General features: G+C 57.8%; 18 protein-coding genes. 7 read left to right on the forward strand and 11 right to left on the reverse strand.

Translation table 11 applies throughout. The annotated features are described in order from the left end of the window. Positions 1–22: 22 nt before the first annotated feature. From QP904_RS01585 to QP904_RS01600, 4 genes are all read right to left on the reverse strand, one after another. Entirely contained in the window at positions 23–775 is a 753-nt protein-coding gene (locus tag QP904_RS01585; protein ID WP_284835416.1) for an ABC transporter permease, read from the reverse strand. A 45-nt stretch (positions 776–820) separates the two neighbouring features. Then, entirely contained in the window at positions 821–1,720 is a 900-nt protein-coding gene (locus QP904_RS01590) for an ABC transporter ATP-binding protein (protein ID WP_259824661.1), read from the reverse strand. A gap of 66 nt (positions 1,721–1,786) precedes the next feature. Then, positions 1,787–2,530, reverse strand: coding sequence for a response regulator (locus QP904_RS01595; protein WP_284835417.1), 744 nt, complete (start codon positions 2,528–2,530; stop codon positions 1,787–1,789). Then, positions 2,523–3,710: a sensor histidine kinase gene (locus tag QP904_RS01600; RefSeq protein WP_023021321.1), complete on the reverse strand. Its 1,188-nt coding sequence runs from the start codon at positions 3,708–3,710 to the stop codon at positions 2,523–2,525. The genes QP904_RS01595 and QP904_RS01600 overlap by 8 nt, the downstream gene beginning before the upstream one ends. 67 nt (positions 3,711–3,777) lie before the next feature. Between QP904_RS01600 and QP904_RS01605 the strand changes: the two genes are divergently transcribed. Together QP904_RS01605 and QP904_RS01610 are read left to right on the forward strand one after the other, a co-directional pair. After that, entirely contained in the window at positions 3,778–4,599 is an 822-nt protein-coding gene (locus QP904_RS01605) for a PhzF family protein (protein ID WP_248098767.1), read from the forward strand. Further along, positions 4,600–5,955 carry a protein adenylyltransferase SelO gene (locus tag QP904_RS01610; RefSeq protein WP_248098769.1) on the forward strand — a complete coding sequence of 452 codons (1,356 nt, stop codon included), beginning with the start codon at positions 4,600–4,602 and terminating at the stop codon, positions 5,953–5,955. 82 nt (positions 5,956–6,037) lie between these two features. Here QP904_RS01610 and mqo read toward each other — a convergent pair whose 3' ends face one another. Further along, positions 6,038–7,534 (reverse strand): malate dehydrogenase (quinone), encoded by a 1,497-nt coding sequence (gene mqo, locus QP904_RS01615; RefSeq protein ID WP_023021318.1) that lies wholly within the window; start codon positions 7,532–7,534, stop codon positions 6,038–6,040. Between the two features lie 264 nt (positions 7,535–7,798). Here mqo and QP904_RS01620 point away from each other — a divergent pair, with 264 nt between their 5' ends. The 4 genes from QP904_RS01620 (at position 7,799) to QP904_RS01635 (ending at position 11,406) form a co-directional block, all read left to right on the forward strand. Continuing rightward, positions 7,799–8,830 carry an alpha/beta hydrolase gene (locus QP904_RS01620; RefSeq protein ID WP_023021317.1) on the forward strand — a complete coding sequence of 344 codons (1,032 nt, stop codon included), beginning with the start codon at positions 7,799–7,801 and terminating at the stop codon, positions 8,828–8,830. 27 nt (positions 8,831–8,857) lie between these two features. Beyond that, complete coding sequence (gene mtr / locus QP904_RS01625) at positions 8,858–10,261, forward strand: mycothione reductase (RefSeq protein ID WP_023021316.1); 1,404 nt, start codon at positions 8,858–8,860, stop codon at positions 10,259–10,261. 315 nt (positions 10,262–10,576) lie between these two features. After that, complete coding sequence (locus QP904_RS01630; protein ID WP_239207577.1) at positions 10,577–10,963, forward strand: hypothetical protein; 387 nt, start codon at positions 10,577–10,579, stop codon at positions 10,961–10,963. Positions 10,964–11,010: 47 nt separating this feature from the next. Next, positions 11,011–11,406: a hypothetical protein gene (locus QP904_RS01635; protein ID WP_284835418.1), complete on the forward strand. Its 396-nt coding sequence runs from the start codon at positions 11,011–11,013 to the stop codon at positions 11,404–11,406. A gap of 191 nt (positions 11,407–11,597) precedes the next feature. Here the strand turns inward: QP904_RS01635 and map are convergent, their stop codons facing one another. From map to dxr, 5 genes are all read right to left on the reverse strand, one after another. Then, positions 11,598–12,467, reverse strand: a complete 870-nt coding sequence (map, locus tag QP904_RS01640; RefSeq protein WP_200288930.1) for a type I methionyl aminopeptidase — start codon at positions 12,465–12,467, stop codon at positions 11,598–11,600. A 78-nt stretch (positions 12,468–12,545) separates the two neighbouring features. Next, positions 12,546–14,399 carry a penicillin-binding transpeptidase domain-containing protein gene (locus QP904_RS01645; protein ID WP_284835419.1) on the reverse strand — a complete coding sequence of 618 codons (1,854 nt, stop codon included), beginning with the start codon at positions 14,397–14,399 and terminating at the stop codon, positions 12,546–12,548. 81 nt (positions 14,400–14,480) lie between these two features. Beyond that, on the reverse strand, positions 14,481–15,644 hold the full coding sequence (ispG, locus tag QP904_RS01650; protein ID WP_023021310.1) for a flavodoxin-dependent (E)-4-hydroxy-3-methylbut-2-enyl-diphosphate synthase: 1,164 nt from the start codon (positions 15,642–15,644) through the stop codon (positions 14,481–14,483). Positions 15,645–15,750: 106 nt separating this feature from the next. After that, positions 15,751–16,959: a M50 family metallopeptidase gene (locus QP904_RS01655; protein WP_200288928.1), complete on the reverse strand. Its 1,209-nt coding sequence runs from the start codon at positions 16,957–16,959 to the stop codon at positions 15,751–15,753. Positions 16,960–16,974: 15 nt separating this feature from the next. Continuing rightward, the gene (gene dxr, locus QP904_RS01660; RefSeq protein WP_284835420.1) at positions 16,975–18,135 is read right to left on the reverse strand and encodes a 1-deoxy-D-xylulose-5-phosphate reductoisomerase; all 1,161 of its coding nucleotides are present in this window, start codon (positions 18,133–18,135) and stop codon (positions 16,975–16,977) included. A gap of 177 nt (positions 18,136–18,312) precedes the next feature. Here dxr and QP904_RS01665 point away from each other — a divergent pair, with 177 nt between their 5' ends. Next, positions 18,313–18,774 (forward strand): DUF2631 domain-containing protein, encoded by a 462-nt coding sequence (locus QP904_RS01665; protein WP_023021307.1) that lies wholly within the window; start codon positions 18,313–18,315, stop codon positions 18,772–18,774. Between the two features lie 180 nt (positions 18,775–18,954). Here the strand turns inward: QP904_RS01665 and QP904_RS01670 are convergent, their stop codons facing one another. Next, a complete protein-coding gene (locus QP904_RS01670) occupies positions 18,955–20,547 on the reverse strand; it encodes a hypothetical protein (protein WP_284835421.1) in 1,593 nt (530 codons plus the stop codon). Positions 20,548–20,549: the final 2 nt, after the last annotated feature.

The raw sequence follows: 20,549 nt of genomic DNA on the forward strand, positions 1-20,549 counted from the left end.
CTAGGGTAGTAACGCCTAGTACCTATTTCGCAACAGAGCGACGACGCGCCACCGCACAGGACCCACTAACGGTGAGCACGATCATCACGATTAGAACGACAGCGGCGACAGCTCGAGATTGCTCATCACCACTGCGGTTGGCGCCCATTACTAGCCCCCAAGCGTTGGCATCAGGTAGCACGCGGAGGATAGCCTTAGCCCAAGGAGCGCTAACGGCATCGAGGGCGGTTTCAATGACGAAATACTCTGCCACGAGAATCATCGCTGCGAATGCACCACTGCGCAAAAGGTAGGCCAAGCTGGTAGCTAACAGGATAAAGACAGTCCACTCAACGTAGGCAAGGATGAACCCATTGTTATCCGGCCAATGCATAAAGCTGTCAAAATTGAAATCACCTCCGAAGGCAGTAATCAACAGCGTGGCTACCACCATGCCCAGTGTGGCCGCGAGCAGTAGCGAAAAGGTGATGATGAAAAATTGGCTCAGCACTATACCTACGCGGCGATTTGATGAGAGGTATGACCATGAAACTGTTCCTTTACTTTGGTCGCCGCCTACCATCATGGCGGCAGCAAACACCATCACGACAATGGCGAGTGAACCGGAAATGGACACATCGACAGCCTCGAACTTGCCGTCGACCGTACCATTGAAGTCATTCGCCCAAGCCAACAAGACAGCGCCGGCAGCCATGCCAGCTGAAACTACGGCGAGGTATATCCAAGTAGAGCGGAGCGAAAATAGTTTCCGGGATTCAGAAATCAGAGCGTTCATGTGAATCTATCCTTTGCAGATGGAGCGTGTTGTGCAGGTGAAAAACTATGCAGAGCGGTAGGCCACGTGGTCGGCGGTCGCGCCGAGGTAGGCCTCTTCCAAGGAGGGCTGCTTGCGTTCCAAGCTGGAGATGAGGATGCGGTTATCCAGGCAGATTCGGCCGATATCAGAGCCTTCTAGGCCGCGCACCCGCAGGACCTCACCGTCAAAGGAGGTCTCCGCATCGGTGCCGTGCAGCAAGCGGAGGAGCTCATCGGGCTGGTCAACGATGACTTCAAGGCTTGCGCCTCCAGTTCCGTTAACGAATTCGTCCATAGTGCCCTCGCCGAGCAGCTTGCCTTTGCCAATGACCACGAGCCGATCTGCGGTGAGCTGCATCTCCGAAAGCAGGTGGGAGGAAACCAACACGGAGCAGCCGGCCTCGGCGAATTCGCGGATGCGGGCACGCATCCAGTGCACGCCTTCGGGGTCGAGGCCGTTGACGGGTTCGTCAAGAAGCAAGTGCTTCGGCTCGCCGATGAGCGCACAAGCAAGGCCCAGGCGCTGCTTCATGCCTAGCGAATAGCCGCCTACGCGCTTGGTGGCTACCTGGGTAAGGCCGACGCGGTCCAGGGTGTCATCCACGTGGTTCATGGACACGCCCTGCAACGCGGCCATGTAGCCCAGGTGAGCACGGGCGCTGCGGCCTGGGTGGAACCAGTTGGCGTCCAACAAGGTGCCCACCGTGGTAGCGGGATTGGACAGCCCGCGGAAGGGCGTGCCATCAAAAGTCGCGGTGCCGGAAGTCGGATTCTCCAACCCCACGCACATGCGCATGGTGGTGGACTTGCCAGAACCATTCGGTCCGAGGAAGCCGGTGACTTGACCGTCTGGGACCTCAAAGGAGAGGTCATCTACTGCTTTAAAGGAACGGAAATTCTTGGAAAGGTGTGAAACTTTGAGCATGGTTTCCATCGTGCCGCCTGACCAGCACGAAGTAACCATCCTCGGGAGTGATTTAGCAGGTCATACCTAGGGATGAGACAGCAGCTCCTCCACCGAGACCACGCCATGAGTTAGGGCGTAGAGCACGGCATGCACACGGTCGCGCGAGCTGGTCTTAGTAAGAATATGGCGCACGTGGGTCTTGACCGTGGCCATGGACACGAACTCGCACTCCGCGATTTCGGTATTCGAATACCCCAGTGCCATCAGCTTGAGGACGTCCAGCTCGCGTGGCGTGAGATCTTCGGCCGGAGGGGCGGTAGCTGCTGCCGCAACGGGGGTGGCATGTGAATCGGGCTGTGCTACAGACTGCTCGCTGCGCAGTTGTTGCAGCACCTGGGCGGTAATGCGCGGCGAGAGCACAGCCTCTCCCGAATACACGGTGCGAATGGCAGAAAGGAGCTCTTCGGGTTCTACATCTTTCAGCAGAAAACCGGAGGCCCCAGCGGAAATTGCTCCGTGGACAAAATTCTGGTCATCGAAGGTGGTTAGCATAACGACCTGGGTATCTGGGAATTCCGGCAGCAGCCTTTCTGTGGCGGCGATGCCATTGACGCGGGCCATCTGTACATCCATAAGCACAATATCGGCAGGTCGCGCGCGGGCGAGGTCGAGGACTTCATCGCCATCGGATGCTTGCCAGATAACTTCTAAGTCCTCTTGGGAGCCAAGAAGCATGGCGAACCCGGCGCGCACGAGGGGCTGATCATCGACTAGGCCGATACGGATGGGGCCAGCGGGCGCACCTGTTGGCTGCTCAGGGTTAGTCATTGGGTACCTCCACGGTAATAAAGAAGTGTCCGTCCTCGGTGCGGGTAGCAACGCTGCCGCCATAGGCCTTGACACGCTCGCTCATTCCAATAAGTCCGTAGCCGGGCTTGTGATTATCCGGCATGCGTGCGGCCGGATTTTCGGCACTCAATACTAGGCCGTTTCCAGTAGAGCGGAAACGCAGTACTCCCCTTTTATCACGCGAATGCTTGATCATATTGGTCAAAAGTTCTTGCACCACGCGGTAGACGGTGAATTGGTAGAGTTCGTCGCTTTCGGTCGGCAGGTCCTCCAGCCCGTGCACGGTGATATCGAAACCGGTCCGGCGCGCTTCCGAGATGAGACCGGCAATATCGCTCGCGCCGGGCGCCTTGGTATCGGCGCGGGAATCACCATCTCGCAGCACGGAGAGCAAACCGCGCATCTGTTTGAGGGAATCGCGGGAGGTAGAGGCGATGGTCTCCAAGGCTTCTGTGGCCGCTGCGGGATTTTTGGCGGCGGCGAACCGGGCGCCGTCGGCAAGGGCAATAACGCCCGCTAAATTATGCGCCACGATGTCATGCATCTCGCGGGCAATGCGGTTGCGCTCTACCGCGCCGGCCATCTCCGCACGTTCAATCAGCAGCTGCTGGTCGTCGCGCTTTTTGCGGTCATTGGTGCCCAGCAAGAAGAAAAATCCCATGACCGGCCACGCGATGATAACGACGAAGCCGAAAGCAGGCAGAGGGCCGATGCTGTTGGCATCTTCCAGACCAAAGTCGATGCCATCCATGAGTCTCCGCCCATAAAGGTCCGCTGCAGTGGCCGCCAAGGTGCCTAAGGCAATCCACCCTATCCAGAACCGTTGTAAGCGCTTGGGTGAATGTGCACCTATAAGAAATACGCAGTATGCAACTGGGAAGAAGTGAGCGTTACCCATGGCAGCCAGCGGGGTAAAGATACACACCGTTAGTATTACTGCGATGAAGCCAATGGCGTACTCCTTGAGCTTGGGGTGCAGCCATAATGCTAGTGGAATACCGACTGCATAAAGCACGAGGACCAACATTTGGAAAGGCGAGGATCCATCAATAACACCTTCTGCCACCCGCACCGAAGAAGTCCAGAAAAACAGCGGAATGAGAATTCTCCACGGTGGGCCTACCCACGCGCGAAGTGCATCGGGCCATAGCTTCTTCATGACCTTATAGGCTAGCGCAGGCTTTAGGCTATAGTCCTCATCCCTGGGGCTGACTAGACTGGCGGGCATGCAGCACGAGTTCTTTGAGGTTGATGTTTTTGCCACGGGTGCCTTTAGCGGCAACGCCCTAGCGGTGATAGCCGGCGCCGATGGGCTTAGCGCCCAGCAGATGCAAGCAATCGCGAACTGGACCAACTTTTCTGAGACCACCTTCTTGCTCGAACCTCACGACGCCCGCGCGGACTACCGCGTGCGCATTTTCACCCCGTACGAAGAGTTTGATTTTGCCGGCCACCCCACGCTGGGTAGCGCTGCCGCGTGGCGGGCGCTGGGCAATAGCCCGCAGTCGGAGGGAACTATCGTCCAAGAATGCGGCGTGGGCTTGGTAACCGTCCGCCAAGAGGGCGAAGTCTTTTCCTTTGCTACCCCGCCGCTGCGCCGCGAAGAACCGCTGAGCTCGGCGGAGCTAGAGGAGGCCTGCGCTGGGTTGGGGCTAGATAGCGCGGATATTGTGGACCATGGCTGGGTGGACAATGGCCCGGGCTGGCGCCTGCTTCAATTGCGCGATGCCGCGGCGGTGCGCGCGGTGAAGCCCCAGGTTGAGCGCCCCAAGGTCGGTGTTGTGGGCCTTAATCCCAACGCCGCAAAGGGCGAGTCGGCCTATGAGGTTCGGGCCTTTACCACGCAATTCGAAGACCCAGTCACCGGTTCTTTCAATGGCGGCGCCGCGCAGTTTATGCGCTCGCGAAACCTGGTGCCAACGCGTTATACCGCAACACAAGGCAGCCAGATAGGCCGAGCGGGCGAAGTATTTATCAACGATGACGGCACGGATATCTGGGTAGGCGGGCGCGCCCATATTCGCGTGCGCGGAACACTGGAGGTTTAAATGCAGCTACACCACGATTTTGCCCAACGCCTTCCCCACTTGGTTCGCCCTACCGAGGGCGAAGAGCAGCCGAACCCAGAGATGGTCATCCTAAACGAGGAACTGGCCAGGCAGTTGGGCTTTGACCCGGACTGGCTGCGCTCCTCCGAGGGAATCGAGTTCCTCACGGGTCGCGCGGGCGGACACGCCATGGCCTATTCTGGCTTCCAATTCGGTGCGTTTAATCCGCAGATGGGAGACGGCCGCGCCATGCTTTTAGGCGAGGTGGAAAATGACGGCCAGCTGTGGGATCTCCATGCCAAGGGAACTGGGCTGACCCCCTTTTCCCGCCCAGGCTCTGATGGCCGCGGAACGCTTTCTTCCATGCTGCGCGAATACCTAGTTTCCGAAGCCATGCATGCCTTGGGCGTGCCCACCACCCGAGCACTAGCGGTAATCTCCACCGGCCGGCCCATCCAGCGCGGCCACGTACAGCCCGCCGGAATTGTGGTGCGCGTGGCTGCGAGCCATATCCGGGTGGGCACCTTCCACCTAGCCGCGCAGACGGATTACACACGTCAGCTGGCCGACTACGCCATCGCCCGCCATTATCCCGGTTGCGACTACCGGGACTTTTTCCTCCAGCTGATGGATGCACAAATTCGCACTGTATCCCAGTGGATGCGCTTAGGCTTCATCCATGGCGTGATGAATACGGATAACACCACCATCTCCGGCGAGACGATTGACTATGGACCGTGTGCCTTCATGGAGTCCTATTCCCCGAGCACGGTATTTTCCAGCATCGATACCCAAGGCCGCTATGCCTTTGGCAATCAACCCTCCATCCTGGGATGGAATCTAGCGCGCTTGGCGGAGTCCCTCCTGCCGCTCTTTGACTTGGATTTGAATAAGGCCATGGATTTTGCTCAAGAGACAATAAATGGCTTTGCAGATCGCTTCGAGGCCCAGCGCAAGGCAGACATGGTAGCAGCATTGGATGCCTCTCCAGACATCCTCTCTGCTTATTCCGCTGCTATGCAGCTCAACGGCCCAGATATTACGCTGGCCCACCGCGCTCTTGCCGACGCCGCCGCGGGCCACCCCACCCCCGCCCGTGAGCTTTTGCCCGAGGGAGACTTTTTGGATGAGTACCTAGCGTCCTCGCCCGATCCCTCCCGCGTCAATAGCGCGATGCCGCGGGTTATCCCGCGCAACCTCGCGGTGGAAGCTGCCCTTAACGCTGCAGAACGCGGGGACATGAGCCCCTATCAAGAACTCCTCCACGCGGTAACCCACCCGTGGGAGCCCAACCCCTCATTCGAATCGCCGGACCCCAATGGCTTGGAGGGATACCTCACCTACTGTGGCACCTAGCTGCTGTTCACCGAGCCCAGACCGAATAACCCCCTGTACCGTCTCGGTGCGGTACAGGGGGTTATCTAGGAAGAAGCTGGTTCTAGCGGTCTAGCTTCAAGGTCTTCTGGGTGTACTCCCACATCTCGTCATAGAGCTTTTCATCGTTGCGCAGCTTGATGCCATAAGACGGAACCATCTCGCGGATCTTATCCGCCCAATCGATCATGTGCTCGCCGAAGCAACGCTCCAGCAGCTCCAACATGACGGCAGGGGTAATGGATGCGCCCGGGGATGCACCGAGCAGGCCGGCGATATTGCCCTCCTGGTTATTGACCAGGGTGGTACCGAACTCGAGGGAGCCGAACTGCGGGGCACCTGCAGGCTTGATCACCTGGACGCGCTGGCCGGCGATGACGGTCTCCCAGTCGCTTTCCTTTGCCTCCGGGACGTACTCGCGCAGGGTCTCAACGCGGTCGGAGAAGTTCTTGCGTACCTCGTCTACCAAGTACTTGGTCAGGCCGAACTCCTGGACGGCAACGCCAAGGTAAGAAGTGATGTTATCCGGGCGGATGGACTTAAATAGGTCCAGGTAGCTGCCCTTCTTCAGGAACTTCGGGCTCCAGCCGCCGTAGGGGCCGAATAGCAGGCCCTTCTCGCCGTCGATAACGCGGGTATCCAGGTGAGGCACGGACATTGGCGGGGCGCCCACAGCAGCCTTACCGTAGACCTTCGCCTGGTGCTGCTCGATAAGCTCCGGGTTCTTGGAACGCAGCCACAGACCGGATACTGGGAAGCCTGCGTAACCGGCAACTTCCTTCACCTTGGCCTTGCGCAGCAGATCCAAGGCATAACCGCCAGCACCCACGAAGACGAACTTAGCCTTGACTACCGTGATGTCACCGGTGTGCTTGTTCTTGGAATAGACCTTCCAGGAAGAGCCATCGCGCTTGATGTCGATGACCTCATGTCCGTAGCGGATCTCGGTGCCGGAGGCCTTAGCCGCGGTCAGGAACTGCTTGGTCAGCGCGCCGAAGTTAACGTCAGTGCCGGCATCGGTCCAGGAGATGGCTACCTTATTGGAGAAATCACGGCCCTGCGCCATCAGGGGCAGCTTCTCCGCAAAGACAGAATCATCAGCGGAGAACTGCATGCCTGGGAACATGTGCTTCTCGCTCAAAACGTCATAGCGACGCTTAAGGTAGTCAACCTGAATTTCGCCCTGTGCGAAGGACACGTGCGGAACCGGGTTAATAAATTCGCTCGGGTCGGTAAGAATACCGTTGTTGAGCTGGTGAGACCAGAACTGGCGAGACTTCTGGAACTTCTCATTAATCCCCAGAGCCTTGGAGATATCAATGCGACCATTCTTCTCCGGGGTGTAGTTCAGCTCGCACAGTGCGGAGTGGCCGGTGCCGGCGTTATTCCACGGGGAGGAGGACTCCAATGCGGGGCCGTCGAGACGCTCAAAGACCATCTGGGTCCAGCTAGGCTCCAGCTCGCGGAGCATTGCGCCCAAGGTGGCGCTCATGATGCCGGCACCAATAAGTGCTACGTCGACCTCGTCTACAACCTGTGCTGTCTTCTTAGCGGAGGACACTCTGTTATTACCTCTTCGAATTGAAAATAGATATCCATCGGCGCGGTCTACGCCTTGACTTATAGCGCTTAGCGCCCCGCGCCACCATCGTTGCACTAAGACAACCTGGCAGTGCGTCACGCGTTAAGGCCTTACTCTACGCTTTTCTTATGCAATTTGGGATTTCTCCCCCAGACCAGTGACAAAAATGTGGGAATTTCCGCCCCCACTATCTACACCCCAGCACCAGCACCATAAATCCTTTATTACACCTAGAATCGAGGCATGGTTACACACTCCCCGGTATGGGGCCCAGACAAACTCGGCCCCGACTATGAAGCTGCCACCATTGACTTGGGCGCAGACCCCGACGGCGAGGGCAACGTGGTCACCACGCTGGTGCACTACGCGCCCCAGCAGGCGGGCGATGCGGCACGCGAACCATCCGCTGCCTCATCGCGCCCGGCATTGGTGTGGCTACACGGTATGACCGACTATTTCTTCCACACCCACGTAGCCGAGCACTTTGCCGCCCAAGGTTATGACTTTTATGCTGTCGATCTGCGCAAGTGTGGTCGCTCGCGCCGCTCCGGCCAGTCATGGCACTATGTATCGGACTTGGCGTTCTACTTTGCTGACCTCACCGCTGCACTCGATGCCATCCCTAATGATGAGGTTATCTTCATCGCTCACTCCACCGGTGGCCTCATCGCCCCGCTATGGATGGATCATCTGCGCCGAACCGACTACGAACGCCACCAGCGCTTGAAGGGGCTCATCCTCAATAGCCCGTGGCTCGACATGATGGGCGTACCCGGCCAGGTTCTTACCCCGCTCAAACCGCTGTTGTACGCACTTGGCCGCATCGTCCCCAGGACTCCCCTGCCCGGTGGCAACTTCACCGCCTACGGCGAGTCTGTTCACCAAGATTTCTACGGCGAGTGGGAATTTGACCTCCGCTTTAAGCCACTGGCTGGCCATAAGAAGTATGTTGGCTGGCTAGCCGCAGTATTCCATGGCTTTGATGCCATCCATAGCGGTCGTATCGATGCCGGCGTACCAATTTTGACGCTGCAGTCCACTCGCACTCAACTGGGCCGGCCTTATTCCGATAGCGCGAACCACGCGGATGTCATCATCGACGTTGCCCAAACGCGCCGCTGGGCAAAGGAACTAAGCGCCCACTACACCTTGCACCCCATCAAGGGCGCTAGGCACGATGTTTTTCTATCCCTTCCGGATCCACTGCAAGAGGCCTTCAACGCCTGCGATGAGTGGTTGCCCACCGTCTTAGATTCCGCTAAACCCGTCCAGTAATTTAGTCCCTATATATAAGGAATAAACGTGACTTCTTCACACCAGAACCATACGCCCGCGGCCGAGGAACATTTTGACCTCATCATCATCGGCACCGGCTCCGGAAACTCCATCCCTAGCCCGGAGTTTGATGACCAAAAGATCGCCATCATTGAAAAGGGTACTTTTGGCGGTACCTGCCTCAACGTGGGCTGCATTCCCACTAAAATGTATGTCTATGCCGCCGATATCGCCGTGGCCGCGCGCGAGGCCGGCCGTCTAGGCCTAGATGCTCAGGTCAATAGCGTGGATTGGGATTCCATCGTGGACCGCGTCTTCACCAACCGCATCGACCAGATTGCCAGGGGCGGCGAGCAGTACCGCCGCGGGGAGGAAACCCCAAATATCACCGTATTTGACGAGCACGCCCGCTTTATTGGCCCGAAGACTATTCAGACCGGCGAACATGTCATCACTGGCGAGCAAATCGTCATCGCGGCCGGCTCCCGCCCGGTCATTCCAGAGGTCTATGCCAAGTCTGGCGTGAAGTACTACACCAATGAAGACATCATGCGCATGGACCATCAGCCACAAAGCCTCATTGTGGTGGGCGGTGGCTATATCGCCATGGAGTTTGCCCATGTCTTTGACGGGCTCGGCACGGAGGTCACCGTGGTCAATCGCTCCGAGACTTTGCTGCGCCACCTTGATGATGATCTATCTAGTCGCTTCAATCAGATTGCTCGCGAGCGCTTCGACGTCCGCATTGCCAATGGCACCCAGCTCGAGAAGACCGACAAGGGAGTGCGGTTGGAGCTAGATGATGGTACCTCTATTGAGGCAGAGGCCATTCTGGTTGCCACTGGGCGCACCCCCAATGGCGATCAGATGGATGTGGATAAGGCAGGCATTGAGCTGCTTGCCGACGGCCGCGTAAAAACCGATGAGTTCGGCCGCACCACTGCCGAGGGCGTATGGGCGCTTGGCGACGTCTCTTCGCCGTACATGCTCAAGCACGTAGCCAATGCCGAGATGCGCTCCGTACAGCACAACCTGCTGCACCCAGAAGACCTCCGCCCGCTCCCCCATGACAATGTCCCTGCCGCCGTCTTTACCCACCCGCAGATCGCAACGGTGGGCCGGACCGAAAAGCAGGCTCGCGAGGAAGGCTTCGATGTCACCGTCAAGGTGCAGAACTTTGGCGATGTTGCCTACGGCTGGGCCATGGAAGATAAAACCGGTATATGCAAGCTAGTGGCAGACCGCGCTACCGGGCAGCTTCTCGGAGCTCACTTGATGGGACCGCAGGCTTCTACCCTCATCCAGCAATTGATTACCGCGATGGCCTACTCGTTGGACATGCGGGAGTTCACCCGCAACCAATATTGGATTCACCCCGCGCTACCAGAAGTAGTGGAAAACGCCCTTTTGGGACTGGAGTGGCAAAAGTAAATTGTTACGTGACCTTCCTCATACATACCCAGATTTTCCCAGCTTCCAGGGCATATTCCCATTTCACGCCAAGGAAGTCACATTCGTGACTGCAGGAAATTCACCACCATTTAGGGACACACGTTATTTTAATGGATGAAATTCCGGTCTTTGACGCGCAAAAGGACAAGAGTTTTACTAGATTTACTGGGGGCACCGGCTCGAGCCGATACGAACACGGCTACCGCGTGTTTCTGTATGTTCCCTGTACATTCAATAACACTTTGGTTTTCCAGTGTGGAAGCCTTGCAAGTACGACCTTTAAGGAATTTTGATATGCGTATCCGCAATGCAGCTATCGCTGGCGCAACCGCTCTCGCCGTTGCCTTCGGTGGCACCACCGTTGCTTCCGCTGACGAGACCGTCAACCAGAACGGCAACGAAATCACCGTCCAACCGCAGAACCCATCCAACACCGCAAAGGGCGGCGACGACGACAACGGCAAGTCCGGCGGCTCCCTGTCCTCCGAGCTTGGCCACAAGCTCGAGGGCGACCAGGCAGCTAACGCCGTTGGCATCTTCGGTTCTTCCAAGGACTTCTCCGGCCAGCCAGCATGGGCAAAGGTCTTCTACGGTGCTACCGTTCTAGCAGGCGTTGGCGCCCTGCTCGGCGGCATCATCGGCCCTGTTTACAACTTCTTCGTACACGGCCCTTCCTTCTAAGCAACAGCCACTCGGCTCAATCAAAAATTCCGAAAGGTATTTTCACAATGCGTAACTTCCGCACCGCAGCCGTTGCTGCTGCTACCGCAGTCACCGTAGCTTTCGGCGGCACCGCAGTTGCTTCTGCAGAGACCCCCTCCACCAACGAGAACACCACCTCCTCTTCTTCCAGCTCCCTCACCCAGCTAGGCAAGGACTGGGGCGCATGGACCGAGGGCGAGGACGGCAAGCCTGTCGTAACTCCTGATAACCAGGTCACCGGCGAGGACATGTTCGGCACCGAAACCTCCGAAAACATCCCGGAGTGGGCTTCCAACTGGAAGAAGGGTGCTACTGCACTGGGCATCACCTCCATTGTCGGCGCAATCATCGGCGCTTACAACTACGCCGTTTACACCGGCATCGTCCCGCAGCACATCTTGGACCCAATCTTCCGCCGCTAATTATTAGCCGCAGATTGGCTCTAGATAGCTAGGGCTTGCAGGGGCCCCGTTTTAAGAACGGGGCCCCTTTGCTATGTGCAGCTACGTGCTGAGTACTGATGCCTTGCGCGGGACGTCGGCAAGCAAAGTACGCAAAAGGCCGCCTCCACTTCCCCGCTTGGGGTCGTGGAGGCGGCCTTCGTTAGCGAAGCTTAGTCCTCATCGGGGATGGTAAGGATTTCGTTGCCGTCCTCAGTAATGACGAGGGTGTGCTCAAACTGGGCGGTGAACTTGCCGTCCGTGTTTTGGACGGTCCAGTCATCATCCCAGATCTCGTAATCCAGCGAGCCAAGATTAATCATCGGCTCGACGGTAAGCGTCATACCCGGCTCGAGGATATCGCGGTAGACGGTCGAGTCATGGTGCAAGACAACTAGGCCGTTGTGGAAAGTCGGGCCGACGCCGTGGCCGGTAAAGTCGCGCACGACGTTGTATCCAAAACGCTTGGCATAAGATTCAATAACGCGGCCGATGACGTTAATTTCGCGTCCAGGCTTTGCTGCCTTAATGCCGCGCATCGTGGCCTCTTTCGTGCGCTCTACCAGCAGGCGGTGCTCCTCGGAGACATCGCCGGCAAGGAAGGTAGCGTTATTATCGCCGTGCACCCCGTTCTTATACGCGGTGATATCGATATTGACGATGTCACCATCTTCAATCACGGTGGTGTCTGGGATGCCGTGGCAGACAATCTCATTAAGGGATACGCAGCTGGACTTAGGGAAGCCACGGTACCCCAGCGTAGAAGGGTAAGCGCCGTGGTCACACATGTATTCGTGTGCCACGCGGTCTACATAATCAGTAGTTACCCCCGGCTTAACGGCCTTTCCAGCCTCCTTGAGGGCGTTGGCCGCAATCTTGCAGGCCTCGCGCATCTTCTCAATGACCTCTGGGGACTGGACATAGGGCTCGCCAATGCCCTCTTGTACCTCATCCTTCCACGCGTACTCCGGTCGCTCAATGCTTTCCGGAACGGTGAGGATCGGAGTGGGCTTGCCTGGCTTTAGCTTTCCTCGATTGCTCATGGTTTCCCATGGTAGTCCTCTCCACCGCGAACGCGGGAGCCGGGGTCCTGCGGCGGGGTTGCAGACGCAGCGCGGCGACTATCCCTCGGCCGGCGGCGCTGCACCTTCGTGCGGACCGGAGCGGTAGGCATCGACCTTCTGCAAGAAATTGCTGGTGATATTGACCGAGGCATCGGAGCCGCCACCCAAAACCACGAGGGTGGCAAAGGCAATATCATCTTCTTCCCGGTAGCCGGTAAACCAGGCGTGCGAGCCTTCATTGATTTCCGCCTCACCGGTCTTGCCATAAATGGTGCCGCCAGCAGCCATGCTGCGCGCGGTACCGCTGGTGACCACTTGGCGCATCATGGCACGGACATTGTCCAGCACGGGCTTGGGAATCTGCTGCGGTTTATCGGATGCTTTGGTCTTGTGCCCCTCGATAAGCGTCGGTGTAGGCGTCTTGCCGTTGGCAACCGTGGCAGAAACAAGGGCCATGCCAAAAGGACTTGCCAAGTCGTAGCCCTGACCATATCCGGATTCAGTGCGCTCCAATGGCTCCTTTCCGTCTGGAATAGAGCCAGTGATGGTCGTCAACCCGGGGATGTCATACTCAACGCCGAAGCCGAATTTCTTGCCCACGTCCTTCAACTCACCAGGCTTGAGCTTGGTGGAGATATCCGCAAAGGTGGTGTTACAGGACTGCGCGAAGGCTTGGCTAAGCGGAACACTGCCCAAAGAAAAGGAATTGTAGTTGGTCACTACGCGGCCATAGATATCCATAGTGCCCGGGCACGGAACGATGGTATCGGTATTTAGGCCCTGTTTGTCCACGCCAGCCGCGGCGGTGAGAATTTTGAAAACAGAACCGGGTGGGTACTGGCCTTGGAGGGCGACGTCGCCGTCCTCATCAGCCTTCTCGGTTTGCGCTACGGCCAAAATATCGCCATTGGAAGGTCGGATGGCTACGAGCATTGCCTGCGAATCGGCACGCTCGTTTACCGCTTCTTGCGCGGCGCGCTGCACATCGTAATCGAGACCAACCTTGATCGATGGCGCAGCATTGGGATCATGCTTTTCGACGTCCGAGAGTGCCGCACCATTTTCATTGACCACGGAAATGGACCAGCCAGTTTGACCATCGACCTCGTCTTGGACCGCAGAACGCACGCGCGACATGAGATCGGGCGCAAGACCGCGGTCGCGGGTAACCAAGGCTGGCTCCTCGTTGAGGCGCACACCGTCCATGCCTTCCACCTTGGGACGCACAGCCTTGGCTTGGTCTTCTGTGAACATAGTTACGGAGAAAGAACCATCCGCATCCTCCAATTTCTTGGCCAAATCCTTGGCATCAATCTCTGCAATTGAATCATCCTGACGATGGGCAGCTGCCAACGCACCGCTAATCTTTGCCGCGGTAGGGCGCACATCCTCCAAGGAACTGGTATCTACCACCAGCCGGTAGTTCAGCCCTGGGCTCATCAATTCCACTCCATTGGAAGAGACCACGCTGGCACGCTTTGCCTCCAATGCGCGCAGTTCCAAGTGCTGGTTTGCGCCCAAGTCTGGGTGGATAAGGCTCGGCTTCCAGCGCACCGTCCACTCATCCTCGGTCTTAGTAAGCGTCATCTGCGTGTCATAGCTCAAGGTGCGTTCCTTGGGCAGATCCCAGGTGACCTTGTAGTTCGCCGTAGCGAGGTTCTCGTCTTGATCGACACCTTCTAGCTCAATATCGAGCCCCTCGGCCTGCAGGCCGGAGTAGGTGGCGTCCAGGGCGGCGGTGGCGTCAGAGGGGGAATCGGTAAGCGCGGCCAAACCGTCGTTATTGCGAGATTCCATCCCTTCGAGGAATTCCTCCGCCACCGGTTCTGCAGATACCGGCTTCGGGGTACAAGCAACCACGCTGGTGGAAGCGAGCGTGATAGTTGCAACCAGCGCGACCAACTTCTTCATGTCTTGGCACTCTAGCAGCGCAAGAGCTAAAAAAGACTGCCCCACACCGAAGTGCGGGGCAGTCTACTTAATGTGGGTGGATTACTGGGTTACGCGAACCTCAGCCTTAGCGCCTTCCACGGCCTCCATGCCCTGCTCATCGGCAATGCGCATGGCTTCTTCAATGAGGGTTTCTACAATCTTGTCTTCCGGCACGGTGCGAACGACCTCGCCCTTGACAAAGATCTGGCCCTTACCATTGCCGGAAGCAACGCCGAGGTCAGCATCGCGTGCCTCGCCCGGACCGTTGACAACGCAACCCATAACGGCAACGCGCAGCGGGAACTCCATGCCCTCCAAGCCAGCGGTAACTTCCTCTGCCAGCTTGTAGACGTCCACCTGAGCGCGGCCGCAGGAAGGGCAGGACACGATCTCCAACTTGCGCGGGCGCAAATTGAGCGACTGCAAGATCTGGTCGCCTACCTTGATCTCCTCTACTGGCGGCGCGGACAAGGACACGCGAATGGTATCGCCAATGCCCTCTGCCAGTAGCGCGCCGAAGGCAACCGAGGACTTGATGGTTCCCATGAACTTCGGGCCTGCCTCGGTCACACCCAAGTGCAACGGATAGTCAGTCTTTTCCGCCAGCTGGCGGTACGCCTCCACCATCAGGACAGGGTCGGAGTGCTTGACGGAAATAGCGATATCGCCGTAGCCGTGCTCCTCAAACAGGCCAGCTTCCCAAATGGCGGACTCGACGAGTGCCTCCGGGGTGGCTTTGCCGTACTTTTCCAGCAGGCGCTTATCCAAAGAACCACCATTAACGCCGATGCGGATAGGAATGCCGGCATCGCCTGCAGCCTTAGCAACTTCCTTCACGCGACCGTCGAACTCGCGGATATTGCCCGGGTTAACACGGATGGCGGCACAGCCGGCATCGATGGCTTGGAAGATGTACTTAGGCTGGAAGTGGATATCCGCAATAACCGGGATGGGCGACTTCTTAGCAATGGCCGGAAGTGCTTCCGCATCGATGGGCTTAGGACAAGCCACACGCACGATATCGCAGCCGGAAGCGGTCAGCTGCGCAATCTGCTGCAGTGTGCCATTGATGTCGTGCGTCTTCGTATTGGTCATCGACTGCACCGAAATTGGTGAGTCAGAGCCGACACCGACCGGGCCCACCTGCAACTGCCGAGTCTTACGGCGCGGGTGCAGTACTGGTGGCGGGCCGTCTGGGATTCCTAGACCGATGGGGGTCGACATGAATTCTCCTTGTTGAAGCACAGAAATTTATAAGGTGGGTGATTAACGCCCCCACTCTAGCACTGCTTGCTTTATGCCTGAAGTGCGCGCTGTGAGGACACGGCTGCTAACCAAATAGCCGGATAGGGTTAACTACATCGGCGACGATAACGATGACGCCGACGCCCATCAGCAGTGCGGCCATCACATAGGTCACCGGCATCAACTTGGTGTAATCGGCCGGGCCCAAGGCCGGCTTGCCCGCGAGCTTGCGGATGCCATCGCGCAGCTTTTCATAGATGATGACGGCGATATGCCCGCCGTCGAAAGGCGGCAGCGGAACTAGGTTAAATAGAGCGAGGAAGAAGTTCAGCGTTGCCAGCATCATAAAGAACATCGACCACAGGGAACGCTCCGCCAATTCGCCGCCCACACGGGAAGCGCCGACAACGGACATCGGGCCGTCAGCTTCGCGTTCGTGACCAAAGATGGAGGCCACCACGCCCGGCACCTTGCCAGGAAATTGCTTGAGGCCATCTACCGTTGCTTCCAACGAGTAGGTACTAAACCGCCACGTTGCTGGTAGCGCGTCAACAGGGCCGTGCTTTTCGACGACGTCGATAAGCTGATTGCTCAACCCGATAGAGCCGGCATCTATAAGTTCTCCGTCCTTATTGAGCCGCTTAACGGTATCCAGGTGGACTGGGATGTCTTTATCTTTTCCATCGCGCTCAACTGTCAGCGTGATGGTGTCACCAGGACGCTGCATTACCTCATCGCGCAGCTGGGTAAAAGAGTCTATCTTCTGGCCCTCGAAGGCGACGATGATATCGCCCTCCCGCACACCGGCCTTTCCGGCGGGGCCTGGACCCGTACACTTTTCCAGCTCTTGGTTCGGCTTCTGATTGGCCGAGCAGGTCACCTCGCCTACGCGGGGGCGCACATCGGCATCCGGGTTGGGCAGGCCAGCCGTCATCGCGACAAAATAGAGAATGACAAAGCCCAAAATCAGGTTGACGACAATACCGCCGGCCATCACAATAATGCGCTGCCACCATGGCTTTTTATACATGGCGTGGGGTTCTTCGTCCTCGGTGAGGAATTCATCCTGGGCAGTCATTCCGGCGATATCGCAAAAGCCGCCCACAGGGAAGGCCGCCAGCCCGTATTCAGTGTGCCCCTTCCGGAAGGAAAATACGCGCGGACCAAAACCGATAAAGTAGCGGCGCACGCGCATACCAAAGGCACGCGCGCTAAGCATATGGCCTGCTTCATGCAGCGCTACGGTAAGCCCGATGCCAAGGGCGAAAAACACAATGCCCAGCAAATTTGCCATGGTGTGAAAAGCTTTCTAATCAGCCAGCGAATCAATCAGCGCGTTCGCGCGCCTGCGCGCCTCGCCTTCTACTGCGAGGATTACATCGAGGCTAGAGACTACACCAGCAAACTCAGAAGCGGAATCAAGGACCTTGCCCACTACGTCCACGATTTCTGGGAAGTGGATACGCCCGGATAAAAATGCGGCCGCCGCTTCCTCATTGGCGGCGTTATAAATGACCCCCGTTCCCTCGGCCGCGGCGCGGCGGGCGAGATCGACGGCGGGAAAGGCGGCATCGTCAAGCGGCTCAAAACGCCACTCATGCGCCTGCGCAAAATCTAAGGAAGGCTGCGCACCCGGCACGCGGTGCGGCCAATTGAGCGCCAGGGAAATCGGCAGCTTCATCGAAGGCGGCGAAACTTGGGCGATGGTGCAGCCGTCTTTGAAAGTAGCCATAGAGTGAATAATGGACTGTGGATGCACGGTGACATCGATACGCTCAGGGTCGATGTCAAAAAGCAGCGTAGCCTCAATCAGCTCCAGACCTTTATTGATGAGCGTTGCTGAATTGAGGGTATTCATCTGGCCCATCGACCACGTGGGATGCTGCGCCGCTTCCTCGGGAGTCACATCCCACATCTCTTCGCGCGACCACCCGCGGAATGGCCCGCCTGAGGCGGTAAGAACAAGCTTGTCCAGCTCCCCTTCCTCGCCGGCGCGCAGACACTGCGCCATGGCGGAATGTTCCGAATCGACGGGAATAATCTGACCAGGGCGCGCCGCCCGGGTAACAAGCCTGCCACCGGCGACGAGGGATTCCTTATTAGCCAAGGCCAGGTACTCTCCCATTTCGAGTGTCGCCAGGGTGGCTTTAAGGCCCAGGGAGCCTACCAGGGCGTTGAGGACTGTATCGGCCGGAGTCGAACGCACTAGGTTCTCTGCAGCATCGGCGCCACTTAGTACCGAACCGCCTAAGGCAGCGGAAACCTCGGCAGCAGCTTCCTCTTTAGCCACTGCAACGTGGTCAAACGAAAGATTGAGGCGACGGGCCTGATCGATGATGAGCTGCGGGTTGGAGCCGCCCGCCGCGATTCCCACCACGTCGAATTTATCGGGATTATCCGCAATAACTTCCAAAGCTTGCGTGCCGATTGAACCGGTGGAACCAAGAATGAGTATTCGCTGTGTAGTCACCCTTCCACCCTAGCGCCCATCACCACGGGGCGGGCATGGCAGGTAACCAGTACTGCGGCGGGGGTGTTTAATCGCCATCTAAGGCGCGATGATTTAGAATGTGTAGCAGACAAATGGCATTGGTGTGCCCGCACGCCCATCGCGCAGACGGGCATACGCAGAAGCGAAGGAGAGCAAGTGTCTTCCCACAAGCCGGTACCGCAGGTATATGACGGTGTTTCTACTGAGGACGTCCCATCCGCAGGATTCGGTTGGTCCCGCATCAGCCGCTCGGGCGTGCAGATCGCCGGTTGGATTTCCGTTCTCTTCTTGATCGCCTACCACTTTGGTAATCACAAGGGCCACGTTGAGACTGTCTGGCTCGTCGTACTGACTGTCCTGCTGGTAATCGGCCTGCTCATTCATGCTTTCCAGCCTAAGCTGCACCAGGTGCGCACCGTGACCGCCCGCAACCAGCCGGTGGGGCACCAGGAGCCAGACTGGGTCTACGACCAAAAGACCAACACCGGTGTGTACGCCGAGCTGAGCGATTCCCAGCTGCGCGCGCTGAATATCGAGCCTTCCCGCGTTTCTCACCTGCGCGTTGAGCCAGGCACTAACAACGCCACCCCGGTTTCCTCCAGCAAGCACGCGCTCTAAGCTTTCAGCACACTTTAGCTACCGCCGCCCTTCCCCGCGAAGGTCGGCGGTTTCTTTTTGCCTCCGCTTGCCGACGCCTCTCCTCTTACTCAGCGCTCACTCTGCTGGGTGCCGCCCTGCCCACACCCACCCTTAGCAAGAGCGCGGTGTGGGCGATACTTGCTAAGAAGCGCCCGAGTTTTAAGACACCCAGTGGCCCACCTTGGCGTAGATCTCGGGCAGGGTGTTATCGACGCGCTTGCCACTGACCCGCAGTGCGAGGACATAACACGCAACAGGCACGGCTATGACGAGTACAAACCCCAGCGCGACCAGCACCATGTTCGAGCCGTAGCCGATAGCCATTGGGATGACGCCTGGGATGATGGGCGTCCAGCCAATAAACAAACTCAAAATAGCGCTTAAGAAGGCGCTAGCCGAGTAGCCGGATTTATCCGCCCACATATTCCCGCCAGGCCGCGCGGTGGCAAAGGGATTAAAGGTGGTGAGCAGCAATGACAATCCGGCGGAAGAAATGAAGATTCCCAGGGCAGCAACCACCAAACAGGCAGTGAGAGCTTTATCCGCACTTAGCGCAAAAAGCAGCATCGCCGTGAGCACAACAATTATGGTTGAAAGCACCACGTGCGCCCAGTGCCGCGCGTAGAGCAGCGTGCGCGGACGAACTGGGGCGGCCATCTTTACCCACAGGCTTGGACCGTCATAACCAAAATCATTGGTGGCGACGATTCCGCCTATCAGCCCGAGGAATAACAAACCTACTGAAGATAAATCGGAGTCAGTAGCAAAGCCCTGGATAATCAAGACGACTGCCAGAATTGGCTGCATGATAATGCTGCCAATAAGGCGGGAGTCACGGAAAATATAGCGCAGCGAGCGCGTAAATTCCATGGCAGCAGGGCTGCTATAGGAAAAGGAACCAAGGGAAAAGCGGCTTATCCCCTTGGACTTCTCACGGTGATTGCGTGCCGACGGGGAAACCGTACGGTGCTCGAATTGCCGCCGCAACAACCAATGCCACGCCCACACAGCTACGCCCAGAGTCACTGCGGCGATGAGAAATTGTGCGCAGGCTTTCACTAGCTCGCCTTGAGCAAGCGCAAGCGCCCACCCCACCGGTGCTCCAACAGGCGTCCACGCTAATCCTTCACCTACAGTTCCCAACGGAAAGTCAGAGCCCGCGAGAGAAGAAAGTTTAGTAGAGCCAAAGATAAGGACGAACACCGCCACCGAACCCAAGGCCTTAAGCTTCGTGGAACTAAGCTCCGCGACAGTTGACCCGACATGAACCGCGAGATCCACCAGCACCAGCGTCAGCACAAGGGCGAAAAGCATTCCTAGACAGAAAGGCAAGATGAACAATGCCTTCCCGTTTGCCGCCAGGATCACGCTTCCGGCCACCGCATAAGCAATGGACAGCAAGACTGAGACCGGGGCACGCAGATTAAGCACCGAGGCGATAGCGAGTGCCGGTGTGATGTCTTTCAGCCGCAGCGGAAACGCGGAAAGCTCGCGGGCAGATAGCTGGTTCTCTCCGCTGGGCATGATGAGGGTGATAACGATGAAAGCCAGCGTGCCAAGACCAGGGGCCACGGTTAAGGCTTGCACGTTCCCAGTTCCGGTGGAAATATCTGCCGCAGCAAGAGCGGCGAGCGATGCTAGCCCGATGAGTCCATAGAGCAAAAGGCAGATCGGGATCATAACCGCTGCAGCATTCGCTTTAAGGCTTCGCACCCATAGTGTGCGGTGCAGCTTGAGAAGCGTCGAAGTCATTG

Source organism: Corynebacterium nasorum, from assembly GCF_030229765.1.
In the GTDB taxonomy this organism is placed as follows: domain Bacteria; phylum Actinomycetota; class Actinomycetes; order Mycobacteriales; family Mycobacteriaceae; genus Corynebacterium; species Corynebacterium kefirresidentii.